The following is a 12,387-nucleotide window of genomic DNA, read 5'->3' as shown; positions in this document are numbered from 1 at the left end:
TCCTAAACCAAACCTCATGATGCACCTTAACAAGCGGTATTTAATCCTGTCCTGTTTGTTGTTAAGCCTCGGCCTGTCCGCACTGATAACAGCCTGCGGCAGCAGCGCCAAAGAAATTGACCCGGCTTTCGCAAAGTACATCGAAGCCTATACAACGGGCATCATTTCCAAACAAAGCGCCATCCGTGTACAACTGGCGGGGGAAGTGAACATCACGCATACGCAGAATGAAGCCCTGAAAGAAGAAGTGTTCTCCTTCTCTCCGTCCATCAAGGGAAAGGCTTACTGGCTGGATGCCACGACCGTGGAGTTCCGGCCGGACCAGAACCTGGAGCCCGGGAAAAAATACGAAGCCGTTTTCCATCTCGGCAAGATCATGGAGGTCCCGGCAAAACTGGAGAAATTCAAGTTTGATTTCCAGGTGATCCCGCCATCTTTCGATGTGGTGCTCAATGGCCTCCGGTCCGCCGGCACCAGCACAGAGCGCATGACCTTTTCCGGTACCGTGTCCACTGCGGATGCGGAAGATGTGCAGGCTGTGGAAAAACTCATCACCACAAAATATTCCGGCGATAAAACAAATATCACCTGGCAGCATGATGTGGCCAACCGCAGTTATACCTTCACCATCGGCAATATCGTGCGGCAGCAGACACCCCAGCAGTTGACGATATCCTGGAACGGTCAGCCGATAGGCGCGGAAGAAAAAAATTCGGCAACCATCGAAGTACCGGCCATCGGGGATTTCAAGGTATTGGATATCAAAGCCGTTTATGATCCGGAAGAATGCGTGCTGGTACAATTCTCCTGTCCCATCAACATGAGCCAGAACCTGGAAGGGCTGATCGGGATCGGTGGCGTCAGCGAATTGCGCTATACCATTGATGGCAGTGAAGTAAGGGTATATGCACCGGACCGGCTGGAAGGCAACTACTCCGTAGTGGTGAACGAAGGTATCCTAAATGCATTTGAAGACCGGCTGGACAAAACTTTCACCGCCAGCGTAACGTTCGAGAACCGCCTTCCCTCCGTCAGCATTCCGGGCAAAGGAGTGATCATGCCGCAAAGCGGCAAGCTGGCCATGCCTTTCGAGGCCGTGGGGCTGAAGGCGGTAGATGTTATGGTGATGAAGATCTACGAGAGCAATGTACCGCAATACCTGCAACGGAATAACCTCAACGGGGATGAAGAACTGAGGCGTGTAGCCAAACCCGTAGTACAGAAGACCATCCGGCTGGATACAGACAAGTCGCTGGACCTGCATAAACGGACGAGATTCAGTTTAGACCTGGAAAACCTTGTAAAAACCGAGCCCGGCGCCATTTACCGGGTAACGATCGGTTTCCGCAGGGACTATGCGCTCTATTCCTGCAAGGGCACAACCGCGGCCGGGCAGCAGGAAAGCAGCTATGAAGATGATGAATACTATTACGGGGAGAAAATTGATGAAGACGATGCATTCTGGCGGCGGTACGACAGTTATTACCCGTATGGTTACAGCTGGTCCGAGCGCGATGATCCCTGCACCAACTCTTACTATAATAAACAGCGCTGGGCTTCCCGCAATATCATTTCCTCCAATATCGGCCTTATTGCGAAGCGGGGGAATGACAACAGCATGATGGTAGCGGTAACGGATATACGGGATGCCAAACCGCTCTCCGGTGTAGACCTCCTGTTGCTCGACTATCAGCAGCAGGTGATCTTCAGCACCAAAAGCGATGGTGACGGGTTCGCGCAGTTTGAGCTGAAACGCAAACCGTATATGCTCATCGCCAAAAGGGACAATGAAAGGGGATATTTAAAGCTGGATGACGGCAGTTCCCTGCCGCTCAGCCGCTTTGATGTGAAAGGGGAAGAGGTGCAGCAGGGCATGAAAGGGTTCCTGTATGGCGAACGCGGCGTATGGCGGCCCGGCGACTCCCTGTTCCTCACCTTCCTGCTGGAAGACAAGGACAATAAGCTGCCGCCCAAACATCCTGTGGTACTGGAACTGTACAACCCGAAAGGGCAGCTGTATAAAAGGATCAATCAGCATGAATCCCTGAACGGGTTCTATAATTTCCAGACGCTGACGGAGCCGGAAGCGCCTACCGGCAGCTGGCTGGCAAAGGTTAAAGTAGGCGGCGCGGTATTCTCCCGGAACCTGCGCATAGAAACCGTGAAGCCCAATCGCCTGAAAGTAAAGCTGGATTTTGGCAATCAGCCCGCGCTGATCAGAAAGGAAGCGCCAAAAGGCACACTCACCGCCGCATGGCTCTTCGGCGCCACGGCACAGCATCTCAAAGCCAAGGTGGATGTATCCCTCCGCTCGCAGACCACTGTGTTCCCGAAATTCGACAGCTATCATTTCGATGATCCGACGACCAGTTTCAATACAGAGAACAAAACGATCTTTGAAGGAGCGCTGAACGAAAGCGGCGCTGCCCCTGTACCGGTCAATATTCCGGTGGGAGAACGCGCACCGGGCGTATTGCGGGCGAATTTTGAAGTGAAGGTATTTGAGCCGGGCGGCGATTTCAGTATCGATAACTTTTCCATGCCCTATCATGTGTTCGATTCCTACGCAGGCGTCAGCATTCCGGAAGGGGACCGGCTTACCGGCATGCTGGTAACGGACAAAGTACACCAGGTAAGCATCGTGAATGTGGATGCCAATGGCAAACTGCTCAGCGGCAACCGCAAAGTGCAGGTAGAGCTGTATAAAGTGCGCTGGCGCTGGTGGTGGGATGAGAATGAGAACGACCTGAGCAATTTCACGAACGATAATTACAATCAGCTGCTGGATAAAAAGACCATCCCGCTGCAGAACGGCAAAGGGATGTACCCGCTGCTGATCCGCCAGCCGGAGTGGGGGCGTTACCTCGTTCGGGTGAAAGACCTGGAAAGCGGCCATATCACCGGCCAATCTGTGTATATCGACTGGCCCAGCTATGCCGAACGGCTGCAGAAAGAAAATCCTGCGGAAGCCGCCATGCTCGTTTTTACGTCGGACAAAACAAAGTATAACGCAGGGGACGAGATCACGCTGACCATTCCCAGTGCCGAAGGCGGCAGGGGCCTCATCAGTATAGAATCCGGCAGCAGGGTGTTGAAAACGGACTGGATCAATACAACAGCCGGGCAGACGGTGTACCGCTTCAAAGCAGATAAAAGCATGGCGCCCAACATCTATGTGAACGTCAGCCTGCTGCAGCCGCATGCGCAGACAGCCAATGATCTGCCCATCCGCATGTACGGTACCATTCCCATCCTGGTAGAAGACCCGAATACCATCCTGAAACCCGCTATCAGCCTGCCTGCCACGCTGCGGCCCGAGACGGAGGCCGCCATCACCGTTTCCGAAACCGGCGGCAAGGCCATGACCTATACGATTGCTGTGGTGGATGAAGGGTTGCTGGACCTTACCCGCTTTAAAACACCGGATGCTCACAGCGTTTTCTATGCGCGTGAGGCGCTGGGTGTAAAGACCTGGGACCTGTTCGATTATGTGTTAGGTGCCTGGGGTGCGGACCTGGAACGTATCCTGAGCATTGGCGGGGACGAAGGGCTGAATAAAAATGCCAGCGCGGCAAAAGCCAACCGCTTTAAACCGGTGGTGGTGTTCATGGGGCCGTTCGCGTTGAAAAAAGGAGAGAAAAGAACGCATCAGTTCAAGCTGCCGCCATACATCGGGTCCGTCAAAGCAATGGTTGTAGCCGGCCAGGATGGCGCGTATGGCTCCGCGGATAAGACCGCGGCCGTTAAAAAACCGCTGATGCTGCTGGCAACAGTGCCACGGGTGCTGGGGCCCGGCGAAACCATACAGCTGCCGGTAACCGTATTCGGCCTGGAACCGCAGGTACGCAAAGCCAGTGTTACCCTGGCCTCCAATGCCTTCTTTGAAGTGGTGGGAGAAAGTACGAAAGAAGTGAACTTCCCGCAGCCCGGGGAGCAAATGGTATATTTTGATGTGAAGATCCGTTCGAAGACAGGTATCGGCAAGTTCAGGGTCACCGCTACCAGCGGAAAGGAAAAGGCGGAAGAAGAGATAGAGCTGGATGTGCGGAACCCGAACCCTTATCTCACCAATGTCATAGAAAAAACACTGGAGCCCGGCACTTCCTGGAATACGGACTTCAAAGCCGTGGGTATGGCCGGCACAAACAGCGGCGTACTGGAAGTATCTACCATTCCCGCCATGAACCTGGATAAACGGCTGCAATACCTCATCCGCTATCCGCATGGTTGTGTGGAACAGACCACTTCCGCTGTATTCCCGCAGCTGGCATTGTCCCAGTTGATGGACCTGAGTGAAAAACGGACGGCAGAGATAGAACGGAATGTGAAAGCCGGGCTGAACCGCCTGAAAGGCTTCCAGCTGACGAACGGCGGCCTCGGTTACTGGCCGGGCGCCACAACAGCGGATGAATGGAGCACCAACTACGTTGGGCATTTCATGCTGGAAGCGCAGGCAAGAGGATATGCGTTACCCGCCGGTTTCCTGGACCTCTGGAAGAAATTCCAGCGCAACAAGGCCGTAAGCTGGAGCCCGAGCAGCTATAACTACATCGCGTGGAGATCTCGTACAGGCATACCGGTTATATCTCCTGGCCATGGCAAAAACACCGGAGCTGGGCGCCATGAACCGCCTGAAAGCATTCCAGTACCTGTCCGTTGCCGCCAAATGGCGGCTGGCCGGGGCATACAAGCTGGCCGGACAAACGGAAGCGGCCAACAGTCTCATTAAAGGACTAAACACTAACGTAGAACCTTATACGCAGATGGGCGGCACCTTCGGGTCCGACCTGCGGGATAAAGCTATGATCCTTGAAATCCTGACGATCATGGGCCAGCGCAATACCGCCAATGAGCTGCTCCGGCAGGTGGCCGCCCGTCTCGGTCAGGATACCTGGTACAGTACGCAGACCACCGCCTTCTCGCTCATCGCCATCGCCAATTATTGCGGGGTGAACAAAGCCGGCGGCAAAATGACCTACACATACAAACTGAATGGAACAGGCGGCGATGTGAACAGCGCTTCCTATGTATCGCAAACGCCGGTGGCATTCAAAAACACAGATGGCCAGCTGCAACTGCAGAACAAGGGACAGAACGTACTGTATGCCCGTCTCATTTTGAGAGGCCAGCCTGAAGCGGGAACAAATCCATATGCGGAGAATAACCCTGACGTGTTGGGCATGCAGGTGCAATACACCAGCAGGAACGGCCAGCAGCTGGATCCCGGGCAACTGAAACAGGGCACTGACTTCGTAGCCACGGTTACCCTGAGGAACCCCGGAAAGCGCGGTTATTACGAGCAAATGGCCCTTTCACAGGTATTCCCCTCCGGATGGGAGATCATCAATACAAGGCTGATGGGCAATGACAGCGTTATGCGTTCATCCCCATACACCTACCAGGATATCCGGGACGACAGGGTGTACACCTATTTCAACCTGGAAGAGAACCGCAGCGTCACCTACCGGGTACTGCTGAACGCTGCGTACCTCGGCAGGTATTATCTTCCCGCCACCTCCTGCGAAGCGATGTATGACAATACGATACATGCCTTTGCTCCCGGCAAGTGGGTGGAAGTCGTGAAGTAAACAGAACTTATGCATTGGAAGCGCTTCAGGCAATGGGTGATCAAAAGGAAGTGGCGGCTGGGCATACTGGCGGCATTGCTGATCGCGTATGGTTTCATGCTGCCACGCAAGCTCTTCCGTTCCCCCACTTCCTTTGTGCTGGAAGACAGCAAAGGGCAGCTGCTTGGCGCTACCATTGCCGCTGATGGTCAGTGGCGTTTCCCGGCAGGCAAAGCGGTGCCGGAGAAGTTTGAAAAATGTATCCTGGCTTATGAGGACAAGCGCTTTTATTACCATTGGGGCATAGATCCGCTGTCGCTCGGCAGGGCCATCAAACAGAATATCGCCGGGGGCAGGGTGGTCAGCGGCGCCAGTACCATCACCATGCAGGTGATCCGCCTGCACCGCAACAAGCCCCGCAACCTGTGGCAGAAAATGATTGAAATGGTGATGGCCACCCGGCTGGAATGCTCGTATTCCAAAAAAAGCATCCTGGCCCTATACGCAGGCAACGCCCCCTTCGGCGGTAATGTGGTAGGGCTGGAAGCCGCGGCCTGGCGGTATTATGGCCGCAGCGCCCATCAGCTTTCCTGGGCGGAAACCGCCACCCTGGCCGTACTGCCCAACAGTCCGGCATTGATCCATCCCGGCAGGAACAGGGGAACGCTTTTCCATAAACGAAACGAACTGCTGGAGAAATTGCGGCAAAACGGTACGATAGACAGCACCACCTTTGCTTTGTCATGCGCCGAGCCGCTGCCGGACAAACCGCATCCCCTTCCGCAACTGGCCCCGCATCTGCTCGACCATTTCAGGGCCGGTTTCCGCAAGCGGCCAACGGATGCGCCTACACGCCTGCGCTCCTCGCTGGACGGCGAGCTGCAGGAAAATGTAAATGACATCCTGCTGCGTCATCATCACCAGCTCAAGGCCAACGGCATCAATAATGCCGCCGCTCTCGTACTGGATGTGGAAACCGGACTGGCACTCGCTTACGTCGGGAATGTGTACGATCCGGGAGATCCTGAACTGGAAAGTTATGTGGACGTGATACAGGCGCCGAGAAGTCCGGGCAGCACCCTGAAACCGCTGCTCTACGCCGCCATGCTGAGCGACGGCCTGCTGTTGCCGCATGCCCTGGTGCCTGACGTGCCTACACAAATGGGCGGGTACGTGCCGCAGAACTTCGACCTGGAGTACGACGGCGCCGTGCCTGCATCGCAGGCGCTGGCCCGTTCACTGAATATCCCGGCTGTGCGTTTGCTGCAGCAATACCGTCCAGAGCGCTTCCTGTTGCTGTTGCGGAAACTGGGGATGACCACTATGAGCAAACCAGCATCCCACTATGGCCTGTCGATGATATTGGGCGGCGGTGAAACCTCGCTGTGGGAGCTGGCCGGCATTTATGCCAGCCTGGCCCGCACCATGCTGCACCTGGAGCAATACAACGGCAAATATGATGCAGACGATTTTCATCCGCCCGGATACCAGCCAGATCTTACCCTGCCTTCCCGGCAGGCTCCCGCTTTACACGGACTGCTGGACGCGGGCGCCATATGGTATGCCTTCCAGGCGATGGAAGAAGTGATGCGCCCTGGTGAGGAATTCCTGTGGCAGCAATTCTCCTCATCCAGGAGGATCGCCTGGAAAACCGGTACCAGCTTCGGTTTCAGGGATGGATGGGCGATCGGGGTAACGCCACAGCACGTTGTGGGCGTATGGATAGGTAATGCGGACGGAGAGGGGAGGCCGGGACTGACCGGTGTTTCCACCGCCGCGCCGGTGATGTTCGACATATTCCGTTTGTTGCATACTGCCGGTACCTTCGAAGCGCCCGCCGGCAAATTGCGGAAAATCGCCGTCTGCCGCCAAAGCGGATACCGCGCGGGGGAACATTGTGAAGACAGGGATACACTGGCCGTACCCGCGGCCGGTCTTCGCTCCGCCGCATGCCCCTACCACCAGCTGGTACATCTGGACGCCACAGGGCGTTACCGGGTAACGGCAGACTGTGAACCGCCGCATCTGATGCAACATAAATCCTGGTTCGTATTGCCACCGGCGATGGAGCATTATTACCGGTCCCGCCACAGTTACCAGCCCTTACCGCCTTACAAGCCCGGCTGCCAGGGAGAAGCGGCGCAGGGCCGGTCCATGGAGCTGATCTACCCGCGGCCGAATGCGAAGATATATGTGCCGGTAGAGCTGGATGGTACAAGAGGCCAGACGGTGTTCAGGGCCACGCACCGCCATTCCGGCACGAGGATATTCTGGCACCTCGATAATGTGTTCGCAGGTGTTACCACCGATTTTCACCAGATGCCCATGCGCCCCGCCGCAGGCAGGCATACCCTGACCATCGTTGATGACGAAGGCGAACAGGTGCAATTGACTTTTGAGATACTGGACAAGGAGAAGTAACCGCTTGCGCCCCGCCTGCATCAGCTTCAATACCCGTATTTCTCTTTCCAGAGTTGTTTCAGGTATTTCCGCAATTCATCCTCCCGCGCATTTTTTCCCGGATCGTAGAGTTTGGTGCCTTTGATGGCATCCGGCAGGTATTCCTGCTGAGAGAAATTGTTTTCGTAGCTGTGAGAATATTCATATCCTTTTCCATAGCCCTGCTGTTTCATCAGCTTCGTAGGGGCGTTGCGGATATGCAATGGCACGGGAAGATCGCCCGTTTGGGACACAAGGCCCTGGGCCGCGCCGATTGCCATGTAGGAAGCATTGCTTTTGGGCGAGGAGGCCAGGTAGGTAGCGCATTGCGACAGAATGATGCGCGCTTCCGGATGACCGATCATCGTCACCGCCTGGAAGCAGCTGGTAGCCAGCAAAAGGGCATTGGGATTGGCATTGCCGATATCTTCAGATGCCAGGATGACCAGCCGCCGTGCAATGAATTTTACATCCTCTCCGCCCGCGATCATTCTGGCCAGCCAGTACACAGCGGCATTAGGATCGCTGCCGCGGATGGATTTGATGAAAGCGGAAACGATATCATAATGCTGTTCGCCGGTCTTATCATAAATAGCTACCCGCTGCTGCGCGATCTGCATCACTTTTTCATTGGTGACCAGGATCAGTTCTTCATCCTGCAGCGTATCCACGACCAGCTCAAAAAGGTTGAGCAGCTTGCGGGCATCGCCGCCGGCGATATTGAACAGCGCTTCGGTTTCTTTCAGTTCGATCTTTTTCGTGGCCAGCCATTCGTCTTTCTGCATGGCCTGCTGCAGCAGTTGCAGGAGTTGTTCTTCACCGAGGGCCTTCAGCACATATACCTGGCAGCGGGAAAGCAGGGCCGCGTTCACTTCAAAGGAAGGATTTTCCGTGGTGGCGCCGATCAGGGTGATAATGCCTTTTTCCACGGCGCCCAGGAGCGCATCCTGCTGGGATTTGTTGAACCGGTGTATCTCGTCGATGAACAGGACGGCATGACGTTGTTTGGCCAGATCTATCACTTCCCGGATATCTTTCACGCCGGAAGAAATAGCGCTGAGGGTATAGAAAGGCACCTGCAGGGAATTGGCGATGATATTGGCGATGGTGGTTTTGCCCACCCCCGGCGGCCCCCAGAGGATCATGGAAGGCACTTTACCCTGTAGTATCGCTTTTTGCAGGATGCTGCCCTGGCCGGTCAGGTGCTCCTGTCCCACCAGGTCATGCAGTGACGCCGGTCTCAATCTTTCCGCCAGAGGTGCTCGCATGGGCTGATTCGGGTTTATATATCAAGGAATGAATCTTTTTCTTCTTCCTGTGCGTTCTTCCATTTGTTGAGGAAGAAGCTGGACAGAACGCAGTTGGCCGCGACGGCCAGGCCATGAATGCCGAACAGCGTCAGCACGATCCGGCGGATCGCATCCAGCATCTCCGGCGTTACCTGCTCCTGCGGCACGTTGCCGGTCACCACCATTTTACGGAAATCCGCCATGGGCACCCTTGCCATATCTACGACCATGCTGAATACGAAACTGCTGTAAATAAAGCTCAGCACACTCATAACGATCAGGATAGTGGGAAAATTATTGCCCAGGGGAAGCGTGGCGTCCCGCAGGCTCCGCTGCAGCCGGAGACAAAGGATATTATGGTAAAGCACAACGCCTGATATGGTCAGGGAGATCACTACGGAGGTCATGGAAGGCGCCATCAGCATAGCCATTAACATCAGTAACATAAAAAGCCCGACCACGAAAATATTGCCATACGTAAGGAAACGGAACAGCCCGAAAGAAAAAGACATAAGTTTATTCGTTTAACCCTGCAAACCTACGAATTATCTGCGCTCACAAGACAGTTTCTTTGCCCGGCAATGGCCGGAACGCTGCGCTGCACAGGTTTCCCTCCCCGGAAGAAAAGCGGAAGCCCGGTCAGCATAGCAGCCGCAGAAGGGAGTGACACAACGGCGGCCCGGCCAGCCATACTGCCGTTTATCCAACAGTATGTTCATAAATGCCGAATCTTCGATAAATTTAACTGACTAAACCTGATAAATATGCATCAAAACAACCCTGCCGGCAGGAGAATGCTGGCCGTGTTCGCGCTCGCTGCATGTGCAGCCTGTAATACCGCGGGCCCTGAAACAGCCAAAATCCCGGCTTTCGACACCACTTCCATTGACAAGAGCATTGCTCCCTGTGAGGACTTTGATGGTTTTGCCAATGCCAACTGGAAGAAAGCCAACCCTATCCCCGGAACAGACAGCCGCTGGGGCGCTTTTAACATCCTGGACAAGGAGAACAAGGAAGTGCGCATCAAAGGCATCATCCAGGATATCGCCCAACGCAGCGGTCTCGCTAAAGGTTCCGAAGAACAGCAGATAGCGGATTATTATACCGCTTTCCTGGATACCGTGACGATTGAAAAACGCGGACTGGAGCCGCTGAAACCTTATCTTGACAAGATCAACGGCATCAGCTCCCTGGCAGATTGGGCCAAGGTCTGCGGCGAATTGCAGAAGATCGGTGTCAGTACCTGGGCCGGTTTCGGTGTGGAGGCGGATGCACGCAACAGCAAGATGAATGCCGTGTATGGTGGGCAGGACGGGCTGAGCCTCGGTGAACGCAGCTACTACGAAAGAATGGATTCCAGCACCATGAACGTGCGCCAGGAATTTGTAGGGCATGTGGATAAAATGTTCTCCATGGCCGGATTTACGGACGCCAATCCCGGTGCTGCCATCCTCGCTTTCGAAACAGCATTGGCGAAACTGCAGTTGACCAATGTGGAGCTGCGCGACCCTGTAAAGACTTATAACAAGATCGCCTTCGGGGAACTGTCCACCCTCGCGCCGGACTTCGACTGGCAGAGCTTTGCCGGCCAGCAGGACGTCAAGACGGATACCCTGATCCTGCAGAATACGGACTATATCGCCAAAGGGAATCAGCTGCTGAAATCCACACCGGTGGAAACGCTGAAGACCTATACCCGCTTTCAGCTGCTCAGCCGCTTTGCCGGGTATCTGCCGAAGCAGTTCGATGATGAGGATTTCCGCTTTTTCGGCACCGTGATGACCGGCCGCACTACGCAGCGTCCGCGTATGGAAAGGGCTATCCGCTCCACGGACGGTATGCTCGGCATGCCATTGGGCAAACTGTTCGCCAAGCAATATTTCCCGGAATCCAGCAAGCAGAAAGTATCTGAAATGATCGAAAATGTGCGCGCCGTGTACGGTGAGCGGATCGACAAGCTCACCTGGATGAGCGATTCCACGAAACAGATGGCGCATAAGAAATTGCAGGCATTTACTTACAAGATCGGTTATCCGGATAAGTGGAAGGACTATTCAAAGATCGATGTGGAGAAAGACAAGCTGTTTGAAAGCGTGGTGAGCGCCGCGGCATTCAACCACAATGAACAGGTGAAAAAGATCGGCAAGGAAGTAGATAAATCCGACTGGTATATGACGCCGCAGACCGTGAACGCCTATTACAATCCGCTGAACAATGAGATCGTGTTCCCTGCAGGTATCCTGCAGCCGCCGTTCTTCAATCCCGATGCGGATGATGCGATCAACTACGGCGGTATCATCGCGGTGATCGGCCATGAGTTCACGCACGGGTTCGACGACCAGGGGTCCCAGTTCGATGCTGAAGGGAACCTTCAGAACTGGTGGACGGACCAGGACCGTCAGAACTTCGATCAGCTGTCACAAAAATATATTACGTATTTCGGCGGGCTGGAGCCGCTGCCCGGTTTCAAGATCAACGGGGCGCTGACCATCGGGGAGAATATTGCGGACCTGGGCGGCCTTACACTGGCCTACTACGCCCTGAAGAAATCTTTGGAAGGCAAGCCCGAGCCTGAACTGATCGACGGCTATAACTGGAAGCAACGTTTCTTCCTGGGCTGGGCGCAGGTATGGCACGCCAATATTACCGATGCCGGACTGCGCAACCAGATACAGACGGACCCGCATTCCCCCGCACGCTTCCGCATCAACGGCCCGCTGCCGCATATGGCGGAATTTTCCGAAGCCTGGAGCTGCGGAGAAGGGGCGAAGATGGTATTGCCCGCAGAGAACAGGGTAGTGATCTGGTAAGCTGTTTTTTGGAACGATATGTAAAAAGGCTGCTCTCCCGGGCAGCCTTTTTGCGTATTTCTACCCCTTGAAAATCAGTACAAATACGCTTTACAATGGTTCTCCGGCGCCGGATCTTTGTGACAGATACATTTCCCGGCCTGTACATCCTCCTGACCCCGAATACGCCTTGCCGGTGCAGCACGTTTGTGGCTGCACCGGTTTATTGTTTGCGGGTGCCGAGGTTGCCGTATATCGGATATTGATAATATAAATGACGACGGAGGAAAGGGACTTTAAAAT

Annotated in this window: 6 protein-coding genes; 4 read left to right on the top strand and 2 right to left on the bottom strand. The window is 54.8% G+C overall.

Features of this window, described 5'->3' with window-relative positions; genetic code table 11:
• Positions 1 to 16: 16 nt before the first annotated feature.
• From FW415_RS00755 to pbpC, 3 genes are read left to right on the top strand one after another with little or no spacing between them, the layout of a single operon-like run.
• Positions 17 to 4,729 carry an alpha-2-macroglobulin gene (locus tag FW415_RS00755; protein ID WP_210420798.1) on the top strand — a complete coding sequence of 1,571 codons (4,713 nt, stop codon included), beginning with the start codon at positions 17 to 19 and terminating at the stop codon, positions 4,727 to 4,729.
• Positions 4,623 to 5,588, top strand: a complete 966-nt coding sequence (locus tag FW415_RS25665; protein WP_371417069.1) for a hypothetical protein — start codon at positions 4,623 to 4,625, stop codon at positions 5,586 to 5,588. The genes FW415_RS00755 and FW415_RS25665 overlap by 107 nt, the downstream gene beginning before the upstream one ends.
• Positions 5,589 to 5,597: 9 nt before the next feature.
• Complete coding sequence (gene pbpC, locus FW415_RS00750) at positions 5,598 to 7,988, top strand: penicillin-binding protein 1C (RefSeq protein ID WP_148382406.1); 2,391 nt, start codon at positions 5,598 to 5,600, stop codon at positions 7,986 to 7,988.
• Positions 7,989 to 8,014: 26 nt separating this feature from the next.
• Here the strand turns inward: pbpC and FW415_RS00745 are convergent, their stop codons facing one another.
• The gene (locus tag FW415_RS00745; RefSeq protein ID WP_148382405.1) at positions 8,015 to 9,274 is read right to left on the bottom strand and encodes a replication-associated recombination protein A; all 1,260 of its coding nucleotides are present in this window, start codon (positions 9,272 to 9,274) and stop codon (positions 8,015 to 8,017) included.
• Positions 9,275 to 9,288: 14 nt separating this feature from the next.
• Positions 9,289 to 9,807 carry a hypothetical protein gene (locus FW415_RS00740; RefSeq protein ID WP_148382404.1) on the bottom strand — a complete coding sequence of 173 codons (519 nt, stop codon included), beginning with the start codon at positions 9,805 to 9,807 and terminating at the stop codon, positions 9,289 to 9,291.
• 252 nt (positions 9,808 to 10,059) lie between these two features.
• On the opposite strand from FW415_RS00740, the gene FW415_RS00735 reads away from it, so the two are divergent.
• The gene (locus FW415_RS00735) at positions 10,060 to 12,105 is read left to right on the top strand and encodes a M13 family metallopeptidase (protein WP_210420797.1); all 2,046 of its coding nucleotides are present in this window, start codon (positions 10,060 to 10,062) and stop codon (positions 12,103 to 12,105) included.
• Positions 12,106 to 12,387 lie beyond the last annotated feature (282 nt).

The sequence above is a fragment of the Chitinophaga sp. XS-30 genome, from assembly GCF_008086345.1.
Classification (GTDB): domain Bacteria; phylum Bacteroidota; class Bacteroidia; order Chitinophagales; family Chitinophagaceae; genus Chitinophaga.
The sequence above is the reverse complement of the archived record's forward strand: the minus strand, read 5'-3'. Positions and strand labels throughout refer to the sequence as shown.

Bases quoted from the DNA above. Each gene is read 5' to 3' on its own strand.
- FW415_RS25665 (WP_371417069.1), top strand. From the start codon at position 4,623: ATGAACCGCCTGAAAGCATTCCAGTACCTGTCCGTTGCCGCCAAATGG.
- pbpC (WP_148382406.1), top strand. From the start codon at position 5,598: ATGCATTGGAAGCGCTTCAGGCAATGGGTGATCAAAAGGAAGTGGCGG.
- FW415_RS00745 (WP_148382405.1), bottom strand. From the start codon at position 9,274: ATGCGAGCACCTCTGGCGGAAAGATTGAGACCGGCGTCACTGCATGAC.
- FW415_RS00740 (WP_148382404.1), bottom strand. From the start codon at position 9,807: ATGTCTTTTTCTTTCGGGCTGTTCCGTTTCCTTACGTATGGCAATATT.
- FW415_RS00735 (WP_210420797.1), top strand. From the start codon at position 10,060: ATGCATCAAAACAACCCTGCCGGCAGGAGAATGCTGGCCGTGTTCGCG.
- FW415_RS00755 (WP_210420798.1), top strand. From the start codon at position 17: ATGATGCACCTTAACAAGCGGTATTTAATCCTGTCCTGTTTGTTGTTA.